The following is a 16,949-nucleotide window of genomic DNA, read 5'->3' as shown; positions in this document are numbered from 1 at the left end:
ATGTTGCTAGAGGGAAAGCCCCAGCTTGATGCCTAGTGCTGTGTGCACAACCAACAAGCCGATCGCCACAGTGCCCAGATAGGCATGAAGCATCCGCAAGCCAGATTTGTCGCCCCAAAAGCCAGCTAGCGGGAGGCTGCTATTCGTTGCCAGTAGACCGATCGCTGCCGTGCCTGTCCAAAAGTGAGGGCTTTCGAGAATAGGCTTGTGCTGCATAACCAGCGACAACACGCCGCCTGTGTAGCCTAAAGCCAGAAACAAAAACATCAGGGGCGCTAGTTTGCGATGGTCAGCACGGTTTTTGGCAGCCACTTCTTTGTCGGCAGCAAGCCGTCCGCGCCACCCTGCATAGGCGACATAGCTGCCCATAACGAAGATCACAATACCCATCATGGCGGGATGTCCCCACTGGGTGATGGGTGCTGGAATACCCAGACTACGAAACCAGGCAGCGATCGGCTCTAGCAGTTCACTTAGGCTTGTCATAGTTATCACTTATCCACGGTGTCAAACGATGCGGTGTTCCGGTTTAGATTACTTTACATCTTGACCGACCTCTTGACCGAATGTTGTAGTTTGGCTGACCTTCGGCTGACCACGATCGCTGTAATGACGCTCCAACGGGCTTATTCAACGTACCCCTACGGTATCTGGTGACTACAGCGGGATACTGTTAGAAACGTGACCAATAATTTGCGTCTCATCTGGTTCATCGGGTATCCTCACACCATTAAGACTGACAGGCAAGCAATGCGATTTTGGCGACGGCTCATTCACTTACTACAGAAGGCTTTCAGCGATGAGAGCTTTTCAAAGATACTGCAAAGCTTTGAAGGGTTTATCTCAAAAGTGCTGTCGGTTGCCATGATCTTTGTGATCCTGCTGGCAGTTTACGATCTTCTGCTTTTTCTGGTTACAGATGTTTTTACCACTGAGCCATACGGTCGCCTTGGCACGGCACTTTTTACCATTTTTGGTTTATTTCTCAACGTTCTCATTGCACTAGAGATTCTCGAAAACATTACAGCTTACCTGAAACATCATGCCATTCAGGTCGAGTTAGTGATTGCAACATCACTGGTGGCAGTCTCTAGAAAAATCATTATTCTGGATTTGGAGAAGCTTGCTGGTTTAGAGGTGATCGCGCTGGCATTTACTGTGCTATCGCTGGCAATCAGCTATTGGCTTGTGCGTGGTGTAAACCGTCGCTCACGACACCATGACTCTAATGATTGAGAGGGGCAGACGGGCTGGCGTGTAAGGTAGAAGACGTATGACGTTGGTGCTGGCGTATGATTCAGTTTTTTCAATTTGAAGCCGATTTTGTGGAATCGCTCCGCTGTGTGCCCATGCAGGTGCGCCTTAAGCTTGATACCTGCGGTGTGAAGTTGAAACTGGCACAGTGGAATCAATTTAACCAGGACGATCGCCGATCGCTGATTGCTTTGCCCTGCGACACTGAAGCCGAAGTGCAAGCATATCGCCATTTTTTGCAGGGGTTGATTCAAGAGCGAACAGGTACAGTGGCAACCGACTTGGCGATCGATCCTGCACCCGCATGGCTGGATGAGTCTACGATTCCAACCAGCGTGCAGGAAAAAGCCCAGGAAAATGGTGCCGTGATCGCGATCGACCAGTGGGCAGCACTTGCCCCTGTCCAGCGCTTTGCACTCATCAAGCTCAGCCGCTCTAGCCACGAAAACGCAAACTTTCTGCCTGCGTTAAAAGAATTTCATGTGGTTTAAGCAGCGATGAAAAAGCCTAGCGTTTTGGCTTTCTTAGTGTGTGACTTTGCACGATCGCACTCCCTACAGAAAATATAGAACGTTGCTCAAAGTACTACTTGAATCAATATTTTTGTAAGCTTACTAATACTACGCTGAAGCTTTTAGTAAGGCTCTATATATATCTCCCAAAGCTATCCCACAAGTCTCTGTATAACTTCACGCAGGCGGCAAAGTTCTCTTAGTCACAATCGCTGCCATTCTCATTCTCACCTTACCCCGATCGCTCATAATAGAGAGCTTGACGAACACGATGTAGCAAGGGTAGCTGGGATGTTAAGTCGTCATATTGTGCAAAGCAAAATTGCGCTTGCGTTTGCTGCGTCTGGAGTTCCAATAGACACAGCGAAAGACATCGCCTTTCATATGACCGATTGGCATGGAGACTTGGAAGCAATGACGAAAATCTGGGAGCAAGCCGATCAACTGAGTGACGACGAAATCACGGAGCTTGTTTATACGTTCCTGGTTCATGTACCCGAACACGTAGCAGCGGCTACCAAACTAAGCGATTGTGGCTCCGTCCGAGACATTTTTGACGTAGGTGTCTGCAACCCTGATACTTAAAAGTTGCAAAAGTCGTAACCAGAACTTCTGCTGTGATCTGTGCAGGAACGATCTACGCTGGAAAGAGCAGCAGAAAGGAACGCCAATGGTAACGACATCGCCCATCATCTACCCAGAATCAGACGGACTGCCAATGGCAGAGAACACGATCCAGTTTGAGTGGATTGTGTACATCAAAAAAGGACTGGATTGGTTGTTTATTGACGACCCATCGGTTTTCGTTGCGGGCGATTTGCTCTGGTATCCCGTTGAAGGCGATAACAAGCTGCGACAGGCACCCGATGCCATGGTCGTGTTTGACCGACCCAAAGGCGATCGCGCCAGCTACCAGCAATGGCTCGAAAACGATACACCACCGCACGTTGTTTTTGAGGTGATTGCGCCCGGTCACACCATCCCCGAAATGACCCGCAAATTTCAGTTTTATGAGCGCTATGGTGTAGAGGAGTACTATATCTACGACCCTGATCGCGCCAGCTTGGGTGGGTTTCTGCGTCAGGACGATCGCCTGGAAGCGATCGAATCAATGGAAGCCTGGGTCAGCCCTCGGTTAAACGTTTGTTTTGGCTTAACCCCAGAAGGCGATCTCGTACTGATTCGTCCCAATGGACAACCCTTTGAAACCTACGAGCAAATTGCAGAGCGAGCAGAACAAGAGCGATCGCGGGCAGACCACGAACGCCAACGCGCTGATCAAGAGCGCCAACGTGCCGATGCTGCCGAACGTCGCGCCCAGCAAGCAGAGGCTGAAGTGCAGCGGCTCAAAGCGCAATTACAGGCGCTCGGACATAACCCTAATGATGCGACGAATTGAGGCTTTATCACCATGCAAATGTTAGACCGACCATTAGACCGTGCTGCCAATGATCAATTGACGATCGCCGGACGCACCTTTAAATCACGCTTGATGACAGGCACTGGCAAATATCGCAACTTTGACGAAATGCGCCAGAGTATCGCTGCCAGCGAATGCGAAATTGTCACCGTTGCCGTGCGGCGTGTGCAAACCAATGCTCCCGGTCATGAAGGGCTGGCGGACGCGCTGGATTGGACAAAAATCTGGATGTTGCCCAATACCGCAGGCTGCCAAACCGCAGACGAAGCAGTGCGCGTGGCTCGTCTGGGTCGCGAAATGGCAAAACTGCTGGGTCAAGAAGACAACAACTTCGTCAAGCTGGAAGTCATTCCCGACTCCAAGTATTTGCTGCCCGACCCGATCGGCACCCTCGAAGCGGCTGAGAAACTCGTTAAAGAAGGCTTTGCCGTGCTGCCTTACATCAACGCCGATCCCATTCTGGCAAAGCGTTTAGAAGACGTGGGTTGTGTGACGGTCATGCCGCTTGGTTCGCCGATCGGCTCTGGGCAAGGGCTAAATAATGCCGCCAATATTCGGATCATTATCGAGAATGCCACGGTGCCAGTCGTGGTCGATGCAGGAATTGGGGTGCCTAGTGAAGCCGCACAGGCAATGGAACTGGGAGCCGATGCGCTGCTGATTAACACTGCGATCGCTCAGGCGCAAAATCCGGCTGGCATGGCACGCGCGATGCATTTAGCCGCGATCGCTGGACGGCTCGCCTATCAAGCAGGGCGTATTCCCATCAAAATCTACGCCAGCCCAAGCTCGCCAACAACGGGGACAGTAAGTTAAGCAGTGTTGCTATTGGTGTTGTTTGCCAAGAATTTAGCCTAATCGCTGAATCTTTTTGTTAGCTGTGTGAGTTATCCCTGATTTTTTGTTACAATTCTTGAAATATCTGAGGATTAACTTATGCGTTACACCGTTGAAGAGGGTGGTCGGTTAAATAATTTTGCGATTGAGCCAAAAATGTACCAGGCGGAGCCGCCCACCCAAAATCAAAAGCGTAACTACCTCATTCTGAGTGTTGGAGCAGTCGCGTTAATTGGTGGACTTCTTTTTGTAGCGGCATCTGTGTCGTAACTGCAATTTTTTTGACATCAGTTTTTTGGTGGCTTTTAAGAAAAAAACTCTCTAGAATGAACGATGGAATTGAACCGGGCAGCTTGCTAAGTGTAAGCGCCCGGTTTTTTTGGGGGCAACTGGCTGGCTTAGGGAATGTCAGCCAATCATCCTGAGCGAAGCCCAAGCCGCTGAAAAGAGTTGTATTCGCTCCAATCACAGACGGCTTCGTACGACCCGGCGTACTATCTGCAATGCAACTCGCTGACTGTTCTCTAACGGCTTCTCCTGCTGGCGATCGCGCACTTCAGGTTTTCTCGGGACAAAACCAAACGGCATACTTGCGCTTGAAGCTGGCACTCAGCCTTAGCCTGCGTCGACAAATTTTTCTGGCAGTCTGCGACGATCTGGCACTGCGTAACCGAATTGCGGCTCGCCTCTATGCAGAACTGGCGTACCCAGCGCCCAAGCTGCTGACAACTGATGCTGTGCCAGCACCACAAGACGACTCGGCTAGCGTCATCTCACCTCTAGATCATCGCCTGTCGGTGATTGCCGACGAACACGATGCCTCCACACTGCCAAGAGCGTCGCGACCATCGCGGTTGCTCTATCCTCGGTTGGTGAGCCTGAACCTCAACCTGAGTGAACCGAACCCAATGGTACAGATTGCGGAGTGGTTGGCTGAGTATCCACCACCAAAGGGTTGCCAGCCAAGACTGCGATCGCCCGGATTCCAAATTTTGGGCGTTGAGCGCCTGACTCGTCAGCCCGCTCCCGTGCAAAAGCGGTTTTTGCACTCGCTCCAGCAGATCGAGCATTACCTCTCTTGTTTAGAGTCCCCGCTCCTGCTCTGGTTGCCGCGCCCCTGGCTCAACGCAGTGCAGCAGTCTGCTCCTGACTTCTGGAACTGGCACACTGCTCTGTTTGAATTTGAGGGCGATCCAACCCCTGTGCGGTCTGTTGCCGTGCGGCTAGTGACTAACAATGCAGCACCAGCTCAGACGCAGAGCTTTAGTAGTGAGCCAAGTGACCCTTCTTATCACGTCAGTAACGCCACGACAGAGGCGTTTACCACTACACCCGCCGCAGACCTATCATTACAAGAACCGTCCAAAGAAAATCTGTGGGATATTCTCAGCCATGATCTAGCGCTGCTGGATGCACCGAAGCAATTGGCATCAGAACAAGCGGTATCCGAGCAAGAGGTGTCATCGCAATCGCAACCGCTAGCACCGACCGATCTCGACCCAGCCGCAGTGCCAGCGATCGCAACTGTTGACAGTGAGGCTGCGATCACCCAACCAACGAATCCAACAAACGAGGCAGGCAAACTCCTGCCAGTGACTCCTGCGGTCGCTAACTCTATAGCAGTACATTCTGCGGCAAGCGTCCTACCAGTTGTAGCGCTTACTGATACGCCGACACAGCCACCGACTGTCAGTGCTGATACTCCCGATCAAAGTCAGGCAGCACTGGCATTAGCAGATCTTATTCTGGCAGTGATGGCTGAAGAAGTAGGCAAAACGCCTTCTAGTCAAAATGCCATCATCATTCAGACCTTGCAGCAGATTGAGCAACTGCATTTGCAACAGGCTCCAAAAGCAACGCTGTTAGCGGCATACCAAAATCTGGGCAATCTTTGTCGCGATCGCATTGAGCAGGGGGAAGCCTCTTCACAACACTTGCTGCTGACAGTTTGTGTGTATGAGCAAACGCTGCCGTGGCTGGACGATGCTTCGCTGCTGTGGTCAGACGTGCTGAATGACATTGGCAATCTGTATTGGATGCTATCGCGACAAGAGTCTGTAGTAGACGAAAGCCTGACGTATCTGGATCAGGCGATCGCCGCGTATCAGCAAGCCTTGGCAAAAACCAATCCCGATACACGCCCCCACAACTACGCCATGATTCAGAACAACATTGGTTCTGCATATGGTGATATGGCACGGTTTCGTACACCAGCCGAAAGTTTGGAGCAGTCTGTTGCAGCCTATGAGTTAGCGCTACGCTATCGCCCACTGCACGACGACCCAGCACGCTATGCCGCCACGCAAAATAATCTCGGTACGGCTTACTGGAATTTGGCACAGTATCAGCAACCCGTGCGACGGCTTAAGCAAGCGATCGCCGCCTATTTCGAGGCATTGCGCTACTACAGTCCCACCTGCGAACCCATGCACTACGCCATGATCCAAAACAATCTCGGCACAGCGTACTGGAATCTGGCGCAGCAACCCCAAGTAAATCTTGGTGTAGGGACAGCAACAGGCAAAAGTCTTTCCGCAGCAGACCTGTTGGAACGGGCGATCGCTGCTTACTGTGCCGCACTGGTTTATCGCACCCTGGATGTTGCTCCTGCTGCCTATGCCGCAACACAAAACAATCTTGGTACGGCGTACTGGCAACTTGCCACCCTCCTAGAGAGCCAGCCTGACCAACGCCATGAGCAATTGCAGCAGGCGATCGTAGCCTACAAAGCGGCGATCGCTGCTGTAGAATACTTGACAACCGCCAGCACCTCTTTCCCCTCACTTTCCTTTGACCCTGCTGCCACCCACAACAACCTAGGACTCGCCTACTACCAACTTGCGATCGCTAAACATCAGCGTGACAGCAATACCCAGCGCTCTGCCAACCTGGAAGCTGCCCTACACCATCATCTTCAGGCACTACAGGCTTGGCAAACCCAACCAGACCTTTACAAAACTGTGTTTAGCTACGTCATCCAAACTATACGTGCCTTCCACAGCGAATTTGGCTCCAAAGGGCAATCCCTGGCGCTATCTAAAGTGCCTGCAAATTTATTGCCTGACGTGTTGAGGCAGCTTTAGAGGAGAGGGGTAGAAGGCAGAGGGCAGAAGGTGAAAGGGTAAAACAGTAAAAGGGTAAAGGCTCAAGGCTAAAAGTTTAGTCATCACAGCTTTCCTCCTCTCTGCTCCCCTCGCCGCCTTTGCTCCCCCCTATCCCTTATCCAGATGCTGAGCCAACACTCGCGCTCATACAACTGTTCAAACAAGGCTTGTGAGACAGGGCTGCGGTCGCCAAAGCGCTTACCTAGCAAGTTTTGGCTCAGGTACAGGTTTGTGGTCTTAGTGCTTCGCACACGCTACGCGAACAGTATTGGCTGGCATGCGCTTGACGTTGGCAGGGGTGCTCAAGCGGCTGACAAAAGTCGTCCAGTGTTCACCATATAGGTGTGGTGTCGAGGCGCGCTACGCTGGTGTTCCTAGCTGAGACCGCTACTTCAAAACCAGGTTCAGCTTTTCTTGTGTCAATTTCTGTTCGTCGAACTCATGTGGTACTAGAAGCAAAAACGTAACGCTAAAAAAAGTGTCTATGCTTTTGTCTACCAGGCGTCGCTTTAATGCTCCGCAGCTTTGGGCTGAGAGGCTTCGTACTGCGCGGTGAAAGGAATGTCACCAGGAGCAGAACTCAGGCTCAGCGTGCCAGTGAGGGTTTGCTCGGCGATCGTTCCTTGTACTTTCACGGTGCCCTGGCATTTGGGTAAGTAACTCGCCTCTCCTTGTAGTGTCAGTCGTTGGTTCTCCCAGTTTCCCGTCATGGAGGGGCGTTCCGTTGCCCGTTTGCCCAACGTTTCGATCGTGTCTGCCGCCAACAGCGAACCTGTCAGGTAAATGCCAGACTGTTGCACCAAAAGCACAAGCTGATCGGACTTCAAGCATCCTGGTAAGTCTTGAGCGGGAATCTGGTAGCGCCCGTCAATTTTTTGAGCCGCTTTGAGGTTCGCTTCACCGTATGCCGTGACGACACTGAACAAAGTAACGACAGACGTGATCGCGACAGCGTAGAAAGTCAACGATTTGAGATTGAAATGATTTCCCATCGGTCAGCGCTTAATGATTAACTTTGCAGGTCGTTGTCTGTAGGTAGTGAGAAGGTAAAAAGCAACTTAAAATCTGCCCTTACCCCTCATCGCTCATCTTCGATTCCTCATCCGTTTCTCCCTTACTTATCGCCGAAGTGATTACTGCTGGTTCGTTCAGCCCACTCCCAGTAGCGGTGTTAAGCACGGATGATAGGTGTGCCGTCACTTGACTATAGCGGCGGGTGATGAGCAAGGATGAGTGACACTGTACTGCTAATTGATCGGCATAAAAGCCCAGCGTTTGACGTTCTAGACCCCATTCACGGCTGGCTCCGGCGATCGTTAAGTCTACTTTAGCCGAGGCTTCTACAACAGCAGCGATCGGGTTATTTGACTCAATTTGTGGCGTGTGAATGCGATCGCGCACTGAAGAGGGTAACTGCTCCATCAGTGTCCGAAACTCGTAGGTGCGATCGTTGGCTTGATGTCCCTGGGTAAGGCTGAGAATTGTCAGAGAGGAGTTTTTGCTGTTCACAAGAATGCGTAAGGCAATTTCTAGCCCTAAGTCATTGTGCAAATCAGAAACGTATGGCACCAGTAAGTGTTCTAGCTTGCTGTGCTGACGGTCAACAAAAACAGCGACATCCGTACGCGCAGTACTGAGGATTTGCCCCACACGCCCCCCCAGTCGATTACGGCTAAAGGCAGGACGGTGCCAGCCCATTAAAATGAGGTCAGCACGATCGCTATCTGCAATTCTGGCTGTTTCCTGGGCGACATCGGTTGCAACCCGCACGATCGGACGCACTAAGGGTCGTACTAACGGTGGCTCGAGGCTTGCTATGAGTGCTGCTAATTGCCGTTCGCGTTCAGCAATGAGTCGCTCTGCCTCGGCTGGAGTGCCACCAAACGCATATTCTTCATCAAGCTGGATCAGACTCAAGGGATAAATGGCAGCGGGTGCTAGCTGCAAGGATTGGTCAGTGCCACCCAGCGCGATCGTCACTGCCAATTCAACCAAACCTTTTTGGCTATTGGGATTGGCAATAGGCACAATAATTCGATACGCTGGCTCGATTTCATCCGTAGTTGATTCAACAACATCCTTGCGGATCAACCGTTTAGGATACGTCCACTCCAGCAGCGGCGAAGTCATGAAGGTTGTCACCAACGCCATAATCACCAGCATTGTAAACAGCAGTGGCGAGATGACATTCAGGCTTAAACCAATGTTTAGCACAATGAGTTCAGTCAAGCCGCGCGTATTCATCAGCCAACCTAGCGCTGAGGCTTCTCGCTTTTCAATTCCAGAAACCCTAGCTGCAAAGTACGTGCCACAATATTTGCCTATGATCGCCACCAGGACAACTAAACCGCACAGCAGCCATAAAAACGGCGTATTGAGCAAGCCAATTTGAGTTCGCAAACCACTATAGGCAAAGAAAACGGGTAGGAGAAACGTCAGCACAAAATCTTCAGTCTTTTGCGCCAGTTCGCGCGTTAGCCCCGGATGTTTGGGCATGACTGCGCCAATCAAGAAGGCACCAAAAATCAGGTGAATGCCAATCAGCTCTGTAACTAGGGCAGAAAGCACAACACCCATATAAATGACCGCCAGGACGAACTGATTCAGCCGTCCGCTGCGGTCGTAATAGGCGGCAAACGTTTTCAGAAACTTCCGCCCCACCGTCACCATAAACGCAATGTAGACAAGTGACAGCACAATAGTAGGAATCGCTCCTGCCATGCTGTTTGTGCGCGTCACCGCGATCGCCAGCGCCAGCAGACACCATGCTGTTACGTCATCGACTGCCGCACACGTTAATGCCATCGTCCCCAGCCGCGTGTTCTGGAGGTTATTTTCGGTAATAATTCGTGCCAGCACCGGAAACGCCGTAATGGACATTGCCGCACCCAAAAAAAGCGCAAACGCTGTAAACGAGACGACCCCACTTGAAACCAGCGGATAAAGCAGCAGCGCCAGCAGCGATCCTAGCGAAAACGGCACCAAAATGCTGACATGAGAGACCAGCACTGCTATGTCGAGATGGCTTCGTAGATACTTAGGGTCAAGCTCCAGCCCAATCAAAAACATGAAAAAGATCAGCCCAATCTGAGCCAGCACATTCAGAAAGGGAATCGTTTCGGGTGGAAAAAGCGCAGTCGCCAAACTGGGTGCTAGCAATCCGAGTAGGGATGGTCCTAGCATCACCCCAGCGACAATCTCACCAATGACTAACGGCTGTTTAAGGCGACGAAAACCTAACCCAACGACACGGGAAAGACCGATGACAATAAGGATTTCGATTAGAACATGGACGATAATATCGAATTTCATTGGAGTGGTAGAAGAAGGGGAAGAGTCGTGAGAAGGAGAGAAGAAGTGACGCAGGCGTTGCTTGTGCTACTGCGCCAGCGCGTTTTGGGCGATAGCGTTTCCTTTAGAAGCAGCCTCACCTCCTTCCCCTCCGATCGCTTCACTTTTTAACAAGAAAATAACTGTGGCTGACCCGTTTGAATGTTGCTGTAGTGCTGTTTTTTTGGCTCTCTTCACTTGGTTAATTCCCTGAACGGCTAGACACTGACCCCATTACCCTTTACTTTTTGCCCCAACGTTACTATCGGCATTTGGCAGTTGCAACGCTCGTCCGCGCCACGTCCAGCCCCAGCCAGTTTCGGTCTTGATAATTGAAACAATTGCGATCGCTGCCACAAGCACACCGCCCACACCTGTGAGCCACCAATAACGGGGTGGCATAGCAGTCACACGCTCAATGGAGCGACGCAGGTCGTACTGTAACCCGATCGCAACCAGGGCAAGCACGATCGTTAACCCGTTCACGAAACTGAACCCGATAGTGCCACTTTGATAGAGTGCGGTAACTAATGCTAACCAAGGCAGCACACAAACCCAGACCATGATTGTGGCTGAAAAAAGGCTCGTAGAAAGCTGACGACGGGAGCCTAGATGCCAGTTTTTAGTCCAGCCTTCCCAAACCGCAGCTAGCGATCGATACATACGCACCGATGCCAGCTCTGCACCAACGGCATAGTAGAGCTTTAGCCCTTTCTGCTTGACGCGCCGCGCCAGTTCGACATCTTCCACCGCTTGATCGGCAACTGCCTGGTGTCCACCGAGTTGTTCGTATGCGGTGCGCCGAAACAGCATAAACATTCCGGCTGCAAAAGCTGCCTCAGCGTCAGGGTCATTCACTTCATTAAAGTCGAATCCGGCAATGAGTAAACTCATCATCCACGGTTGCACCAACCATTCTGCAAGGCAACCACAAACAATCTCAGGACAAAGGGTTAATAAATCAATCTGCTTTTGTTGTACCGTTTTCACTGCCGCAGCGATCGCCCCTGGCTTGAGCCTCACATCCGCATCCAGAAACAACAGAAACTCTCCTGTCGCTTGCGTCGCTGCCTGAACACACGCCCAGTTTTTGCCTGACCAAATTTCGTTTTCGGGTCGCGGTTTGCCTTCCAGTACCCGTAAGCGGCGATCATTAAGGGTTTGCTGAAGCGTTTGGACGATCGTTAGCGTGGCATCGCTCGACTGGTCATCAACCACCCACACGTCCAACTGTTCTGCGGCTGTCGTATTTTGTAAAACAGACTGCACGCAGGCTTCAATATTGTCTGCCTCGTTGTAAGCAGGGATGATAACTGAAATGGTAGAAACTGTGGCTGAGTTATCTGGTGGTATAACGCTGACGGGATCGCCTGCGATCGCCAGTTTAGGAGCGGTTTCAGCAATGCGACGTAATCTGGCTGAGTAAGTCATCACCCCGATCAGAGCGATCACTGTCACTGCAAGTAATATCAAAGGTTTAACAACGGTAGGTTCTGTCCAGCTTAAAGATTAAGTTGATTTGGGGCATGACCCAAGGGACGGCTTTTCGATGTACGACTTCTCTAAAATGCCTGCTTGGGCTGCCTTACCAATGTAGGTCCAGCAATCAACCCAAGTGTACCGCAGGGCTTCAAGAAACCACCTCACTGCTTTTCTTTTCAGGAAGATTCGGTTTCTTTAAAAAAGATTTAGATTCCTTGCTTATAATTTGTACAGACATCTTCGTATTGCTTCAACAGTTGCAAGCAATCAGCTCCTTTACTCCCTTTGAACGATGCCCCGGATACTCGTCATCGACGACGACCCTGCAATTTCAGAACTCGTCGCGGTAAATCTCGAAATGGCTGGTTATGACGTGAGCCAAGCGGCTGATGGCATCAAGGGTCAAGCAATGGCTTTGCAGCTTCAGCCCGATCTCGTCATGCTGGACCTTATGCTGCCTAAAGTCGATGGGTTCACAGTCTGTCAGCGTTTGCGCCGTGATGAACGCACCTCTGATATCCCTGTTTTAATGCTGACTGCTCTGAGTCAGACGCAGAATAAAGTAGAAGGCTTTAACGCCGGTGCTGATGATTACCTCACCAAGCCCTTTGAAGTAGAGGAAATGCTGGCACGGGTGCGGGCACTCTTGCGTCGAACTGATCGGATTCCCCAAGCCGCTAAGCACAGCGAGATTCTAAATTACGGTCCCCTAACTCTTGTGCCAGAGCGTTTTGAGGCGATTTGGTTTGACCAAACGGTAAAGTTGACTCACCTTGAATTTGAGCTACTGCACTGCTTGCTGCAACGCCATGGACAGACCGTTTCACCTAGCGAGATCCTTAAAGAAGTCTGGGGGTACGACCCCAATGACGACATTGAAACAATTCGGGTTCATGTCCGTCATCTAAGAACAAAGCTGGAACCTGACCCACGTCGTCCCAGCTACATTAAGACTGTGTATGGTGCAGGCTACTGTCTCGAACTGCCTGCTACTGGACAAGCGTCGGAGAGCGAAGCCTCATTAGCCGGTTAGTGTGTTGACTCAACCTTATCGCTTTGGTTGGTTTGATTGGTTTTGTCTCTGGTATCCACCCGGTTGGCTTATTCTGTTTAATCGTCATTGGCAGCATTACAAGCCTGATGTCAATGGCTGGAGCTGGCTAGAATACTTGCTCTTTTTGCTTCCAGGTGGTTTTTATCTCGCTCTGGTAAGCCGTTGGTTGCGGCTACAAGTTAAACGATTGCTGGGTCGCTCGCTCGTCTCAACGCCCGTTACACCTGACCCAGCCTATCAAGCAGCGTTTCAGCGCGAGATTTTGACACCGATCGTCACTCGTTACTTTCGTGCCACGTTACACTGCGTTGAAAATCTGCCTGCAAACGGTCCACTCATCGTCGCCATGAACCATGCAGGGATGTGCTTTCCGTGGGATTTTGTCAGTCTGGGCTACTTGTTAAGCCAGCAGCGTGATTGGTTTGTACAGCCGCTAGCGCATCCTATCTTTTTTGACCATCCCTGGCTGATTTGGTGGCTACCGAGCGGATGGGCACACGTGCTAGGTGGGGTGCGAGCAGAACGGCACAGTTTTGCAGCAGCACTACAGAATAGCGATACTAAAAAAAACAGTTTGTTGTATGCGCCAGAAAGTTGGCGGGGTTTAAGCAAAGGTTGGTGGCGGCGCTATCAATTGGCAACATTTGACCCTAGTTTTTTGCGGTTAAGCTTGCGCGATCGCGTGCCTGTACTGCCAGTAGCCTGCATTGGCAGTGAGGCGCTGCATCCACTAGCGACCAACCTGCCTTGGTTAGCCCGTCGTACTGGCTTGCCGCTGTTTCCACTATCACCATTGATGCTGGCATTTATACTCTTTCCCTCAATGGGTGTTTGGGCAATGCGATCGCGCTTGCAGTACTATGTGCAACCGCTTGAGCAACCCTGGGAGTCTGTTAAGCAGGGCGAGAAGCAAACCCAAACGCGCACGTACCGCATGGCAGAGGCACTGCGATCGCGCTTACAAACCGTTATTGATCACCTGCGGTAAGGACTTGCCGACTTTAACCATAGTTGCCGTGCGGCAGGCTTAAGGTAAAGCAACTACCCTGATTGAGTTCAGACCTAACAGTTAGATCGCCACCATGCAGTTGAGCTAGCTTGCGGGCAAGTGCCAGACCTAAGCCTGTGCCCTGGTACTTTTTGTTTAAGCCGCTATCAAGCTGTTGAAACGGTTGAAACAGAGTCGGAATGTCGTGAGGGGCAATGCCAATGCCCGTATCGGCAACATGAAAAAGGATAAAGGCTGGTGGCTGATTACCTAAGCCGGACTTGCTACTCCTTGGCTCTGCACTCTGGGTCTTCTCAACGGTAAGCGTCACTGTCCCTTGTTCGGTAAACTTGACGGCATTTGCCAACAGATTGACAAGAATTTGCTTCAGGCGACGACTATCGACAGTACAGGTTGTGACCTCAGGGGCGATCGCCAGACTCACCTGCAAGCCCCGATCGTCCGCTTGCTCTCGAATAAAAGCAAGACAAGCGGTACAAATTTCTTCAATAAAAACCTCTTCCAGCAATAGCTCATCTCGTCCTGCTTCGATTTTTGACAGATCGAGGAGATCGTTGATGAGCAACAGCAGGTGATCACCACACGCACTAATGTTCTCAAGATACTGTTGCTGCTTGGCAGTAAGGGGACCAAAAATCTGCTTAAGGAGCAAGCTAGAAAACCCTAAAATGCCAGTCAGGGGTGTCCGCAGTTCGTGGCTCATATTGGCAAGAAATTCGCTCTTCGACCGATTGGCAGAGTCAGAGAACCGTTTTTCTAGCTCTAGCTCATGAGTGCGCTCCTGAACCAGTTGCTCTAAGCGCTCATAGCTTTGAGCATTGTAGAGGGCGATCGCCGCCTGATCGCCAATTTGCTGCAACAGGTGAATTTCGTTCTCTGTAAACTCTCGTTTTGCCGTGGTGTTCAGGCAAAGCCCCCCAAAAAGTTGATCCCGAATCAAAATTGGCACAGCTAGAACTGAGCAAATTTGGTAGTCACGGGTCTGCATCAGCCTGGCAGGAGTCTGTTCAAGCGTTGCCAAATCGGGTGTGTAAAAGACACGCTGGACGTAGAAGTCAGAATGAGGATCGAGCAGGTCTGACCAGTCCGCTACAGGAAAGGTAGTGGCAATCCTTGAGGGTTCCTGGGTGTTCAGCCGCCATTCATCCAAAATCTGAATTTGCTCGTCTTTAATTTCAAAAATAAAGGCGCGATCGACCGCAAAGCTAGTGCCCGTCAAGCGGGTTATTTCTTTCAAAATATACGTTGGATCAAGGCTAGAGTTGATAATGCGGGCAATCTGGTTGAGTAGCTTCTCTTTCTGCGCTTGCTGCTGCACCTGGTGAAAGAGCTGTGACTGATGAATTGCGATCGCACATTGGTCAACGATCGCCTTCACCATCGACACTTCATCCGCTGTCCACGTGCGATCGCGATCGCATTGATACAAAGACAACTCACCTAAAAATTCTTGCTGATGCATCAAGGGCACGAGCAAAAAAGCATGAATGTTGTACTGTGCCGCAAGTGTTTGAAGCTCTGACCCTGGAGACTGAGGAATTTTGTTGATCACCACAAGCTCACCTTGCCTCAAAGCTTTAGCATGATGCCCAAAGACATTGCAGGGCTTACCGAGCAACAGTTTCCAGTCTTGGGGTGCGTCGCTGATGGTGCGGACGATCATCTCACCGCTCTCAGAGGGGCGAACGACAAGGCAACAGGTAGGGGAGAGAGCCTCTTTGACCATATCAACCGTCGTTTGCAGCACATCATGCAACACCAGGGTTCCACGCATTGCCTGCACAATGCGATTAATAATGGTTTCTCGTTTTGCGTGCTGCTGAATTTGCGCCATTGCCGCTTGCTGCTGTCGATGTAGCTCAAACTCACGGAGCGATCGCTCCAGCACTGTTGGCAGACGAAACAGGCGATCTTTGAGCACATAGTCAGTCATGCCTGCTTTGATGCATGCGACTGCTGCCTCCTCACCAAGACTGCCAGTCACTAAAATCAGCGGAATTTGCTGGTCTGACTGCTGAAGTAACGCCAATACCTCATACGCCGTAAACCCTTTCAGCCGATAGTCTGACAGCACCACATCCCACAAGTGGTTTTCCAACAACTGCTGGCATCCTGCCAGCGTATCAGTTGTTTTGTACGTCAGCTCAATGTCTCCCGCTGTCATAGCCAGGATAACTAATTCAGCATCCACTGGCTCATCTTCTACAATCAGCACACGCAGAGTTGATGGCATAATTAACCCTGGTTGAAGCGTTGGTTGCTGACCATCAGACATAACAAACATTTCAAAAGGGAAATAAAGGGGACTTATTCAGTAACATCCAATAAAGCCCAACATCCCGCGTAACGGTTAAAAATTGCTGAAAATCCAGAGGCTTGACAATATAGCTATTAACCCCTAAATCGTAGCAAGTATTAAGGTCACTGTCTTCCTGCGAGGAGGTCATGACGACAATAATAAGTTGCTGTGTGCGGGGATGCCTGCGTAAAGTTTGTAAGACGCGGATACCGCTAATTTTGGGTAGCTTTAGGTCTAGCAGAACAAAGCGTGGCAGTGGACGTAGCGGTATGCCTTCTTGACCCAGTAAGTAGTGAAGCGCTTGTTCGCCATCGGCGACCACATCAAGCTGATTCACCAAGTTATAGTTGCGAAACGCAAGCCGAATCAACTCCACATCGTTGGGGTCGTCTTCTACTAGCAAAATACGAGTTGGTTCGATCTGCGAGATGCCCTCACGTATCTGCGTCATGTTTGTCAGTCATTTGAACATGCTTAACGCGATCGCTCCGCACTCTCTATAATACTCTAGAGGCGAAATATTAAATAGCTTGTGTTAACGTGAGTTCGACGAACAGAAATTGACACAAGAAAAGCTGAGACTGGTTTTGAAGTAACGGTCTCAGCTATGGAAACCATCGTATCGCGTCTGGATATTGCACACCTTTT

General features: G+C 50.7%; 16 protein-coding genes. 10 read left to right on the top strand and 6 right to left on the bottom strand.

The window, feature by feature from the left end; all coding sequences use genetic code 11:
• Positions 1 to 6: 6 nt before the first annotated feature.
• Positions 7 to 486 carry a DUF4079 domain-containing protein gene (locus H6F86_RS06070; protein WP_190447214.1) on the bottom strand — a complete coding sequence of 160 codons (480 nt, stop codon included), beginning with the start codon at positions 484 to 486 and terminating at the stop codon, positions 7 to 9.
• A 195-nt stretch (positions 487 to 681) separates the two neighbouring features.
• Here H6F86_RS06070 and H6F86_RS06065 point away from each other — a divergent pair, with 195 nt between their 5' ends.
• The 7 genes from H6F86_RS06065 to H6F86_RS06035 all read left to right on the top strand — a co-directional run bounded on the left by H6F86_RS06065 (position 682) and on the right by H6F86_RS06035 (position 7,106).
• Positions 682 to 1,236, top strand: coding sequence for a phosphate-starvation-inducible PsiE family protein (locus H6F86_RS06065; RefSeq protein WP_347240092.1), 555 nt, complete (start codon positions 682 to 684; stop codon positions 1,234 to 1,236).
• A gap of 56 nt (positions 1,237 to 1,292) precedes the next feature.
• Positions 1,293 to 1,745, top strand: a complete 453-nt coding sequence (locus H6F86_RS06060; RefSeq protein ID WP_190447213.1) for a nitrate reductase associated protein — start codon at positions 1,293 to 1,295, stop codon at positions 1,743 to 1,745.
• A gap of 312 nt (positions 1,746 to 2,057) precedes the next feature.
• The gene (locus H6F86_RS06055) at positions 2,058 to 2,351 is read left to right on the top strand and encodes a hypothetical protein (RefSeq protein ID WP_190447212.1); all 294 of its coding nucleotides are present in this window, start codon (positions 2,058 to 2,060) and stop codon (positions 2,349 to 2,351) included.
• Positions 2,352 to 2,436: 85 nt separating this feature from the next.
• Complete coding sequence (locus H6F86_RS06050) at positions 2,437 to 3,165, top strand: Uma2 family endonuclease (protein WP_190447211.1); 729 nt, start codon at positions 2,437 to 2,439, stop codon at positions 3,163 to 3,165.
• Positions 3,166 to 3,177: 12 nt separating this feature from the next.
• Positions 3,178 to 4,002: a thiazole synthase gene (locus H6F86_RS06045; protein WP_190447210.1), complete on the top strand. Its 825-nt coding sequence runs from the start codon at positions 3,178 to 3,180 to the stop codon at positions 4,000 to 4,002.
• 120 nt (positions 4,003 to 4,122) lie between these two features.
• On the top strand, positions 4,123 to 4,293 hold the full coding sequence (locus H6F86_RS06040) for a ssl1498 family light-harvesting-like protein (protein ID WP_190447209.1): 171 nt from the start codon (positions 4,123 to 4,125) through the stop codon (positions 4,291 to 4,293).
• 233 nt (positions 4,294 to 4,526) lie between these two features.
• On the top strand, positions 4,527 to 7,106 hold the full coding sequence (locus H6F86_RS06035) for a tetratricopeptide repeat protein (protein ID WP_190447208.1): 2,580 nt from the start codon (positions 4,527 to 4,529) through the stop codon (positions 7,104 to 7,106).
• 530 nt (positions 7,107 to 7,636) lie between these two features.
• On the opposite strand, the gene H6F86_RS06030 is transcribed toward H6F86_RS06035, so the two are convergent.
• Positions 7,637 to 8,119: a hypothetical protein gene (locus tag H6F86_RS06030; protein WP_190447207.1), complete on the bottom strand. Its 483-nt coding sequence runs from the start codon at positions 8,117 to 8,119 to the stop codon at positions 7,637 to 7,639.
• A gap of 79 nt (positions 8,120 to 8,198) precedes the next feature.
• Positions 8,199 to 10,439, bottom strand: coding sequence for a cation:proton antiporter (locus H6F86_RS06025; protein WP_190447206.1), 2,241 nt, complete (start codon positions 10,437 to 10,439; stop codon positions 8,199 to 8,201).
• A 27-nt stretch (positions 10,440 to 10,466) separates the two neighbouring features.
• Here H6F86_RS06025 and H6F86_RS32735 point away from each other — a divergent pair, with 27 nt between their 5' ends.
• Entirely contained in the window at positions 10,467 to 10,589 is a 123-nt protein-coding gene (locus tag H6F86_RS32735; RefSeq protein WP_277881645.1) for a hypothetical protein, read from the top strand.
• A gap of 102 nt (positions 10,590 to 10,691) precedes the next feature.
• On the opposite strand, the gene H6F86_RS06020 is transcribed toward H6F86_RS32735, so the two are convergent.
• On the bottom strand, positions 10,692 to 11,930 hold the full coding sequence (locus H6F86_RS06020) for a glycosyltransferase family 2 protein (protein WP_206756011.1): 1,239 nt from the start codon (positions 11,928 to 11,930) through the stop codon (positions 10,692 to 10,694).
• A 301-nt stretch (positions 11,931 to 12,231) separates the two neighbouring features.
• Between H6F86_RS06020 and H6F86_RS06015 the strand changes: the two genes are divergently transcribed.
• A complete protein-coding gene (locus H6F86_RS06015) occupies positions 12,232 to 12,972 on the top strand; it encodes a response regulator transcription factor (protein ID WP_190447205.1) in 741 nt (246 codons plus the stop codon).
• Position 12,973: 1 nt separating this feature from the next.
• The gene (locus H6F86_RS06010) at positions 12,974 to 13,981 is read left to right on the top strand and encodes a 1-acyl-sn-glycerol-3-phosphate acyltransferase (protein WP_347240091.1); all 1,008 of its coding nucleotides are present in this window, start codon (positions 12,974 to 12,976) and stop codon (positions 13,979 to 13,981) included.
• 13 nt (positions 13,982 to 13,994) lie between these two features.
• On the opposite strand, the gene H6F86_RS06005 is transcribed toward H6F86_RS06010, so the two are convergent.
• Positions 13,995 to 16,277, bottom strand: a complete 2,283-nt coding sequence (locus H6F86_RS06005; protein ID WP_190447203.1) for a GAF domain-containing protein — start codon at positions 16,275 to 16,277, stop codon at positions 13,995 to 13,997.
• A gap of 10 nt (positions 16,278 to 16,287) precedes the next feature.
• Positions 16,288 to 16,752 (bottom strand): response regulator, encoded by a 465-nt coding sequence (locus H6F86_RS06000; protein WP_190447202.1) that lies wholly within the window; start codon positions 16,750 to 16,752, stop codon positions 16,288 to 16,290.
• Between the last annotated feature and the right edge of the window lie 197 nt (positions 16,753 to 16,949).

Source organism: Phormidium sp. FACHB-592 (assembly GCF_014695795.1).
In the GTDB taxonomy this organism is placed as follows: Bacteria; Cyanobacteriota; Cyanobacteriia; order Leptolyngbyales; family Leptolyngbyaceae; genus Stenomitos.
The sequence above is the reverse complement of the archived record's forward strand: the minus strand, read 5'-3'. Positions and strand labels throughout refer to the sequence as shown.

Coding starts and splice junctions, on each gene's coding strand:
- H6F86_RS06070 (WP_190447214.1), bottom strand. CDS start 486: ATGACAAGCCTAAGTGAACTGCTAGAGCCGATCGCTGCCTGGTTTCGT.
- H6F86_RS06060 (WP_190447213.1), top strand. CDS start 1,293: ATGATTCAGTTTTTTCAATTTGAAGCCGATTTTGTGGAATCGCTCCGC.
- H6F86_RS06055 (WP_190447212.1), top strand. CDS start 2,058: ATGTTAAGTCGTCATATTGTGCAAAGCAAAATTGCGCTTGCGTTTGCT.
- H6F86_RS06050 (WP_190447211.1), top strand. CDS start 2,437: ATGGTAACGACATCGCCCATCATCTACCCAGAATCAGACGGACTGCCA.
- H6F86_RS06045 (WP_190447210.1), top strand. CDS start 3,178: ATGCAAATGTTAGACCGACCATTAGACCGTGCTGCCAATGATCAATTG.
- H6F86_RS06040 (WP_190447209.1), top strand. CDS start 4,123: ATGCGTTACACCGTTGAAGAGGGTGGTCGGTTAAATAATTTTGCGATT.
- H6F86_RS06035 (WP_190447208.1), top strand. CDS start 4,527: ATGCAACTCGCTGACTGTTCTCTAACGGCTTCTCCTGCTGGCGATCGC.
- H6F86_RS06030 (WP_190447207.1), bottom strand. CDS start 8,119: ATGGGAAATCATTTCAATCTCAAATCGTTGACTTTCTACGCTGTCGCG.
- H6F86_RS06025 (WP_190447206.1), bottom strand. CDS start 10,439: ATGAAATTCGATATTATCGTCCATGTTCTAATCGAAATCCTTATTGTC.
- H6F86_RS06015 (WP_190447205.1), top strand. CDS start 12,232: ATGCCCCGGATACTCGTCATCGACGACGACCCTGCAATTTCAGAACTC.
- H6F86_RS06005 (WP_190447203.1), bottom strand. CDS start 16,277: ATGTCTGATGGTCAGCAACCAACGCTTCAACCAGGGTTAATTATGCCA.
- H6F86_RS06000 (WP_190447202.1), bottom strand. CDS start 16,752: ATGACGCAGATACGTGAGGGCATCTCGCAGATCGAACCAACTCGTATT.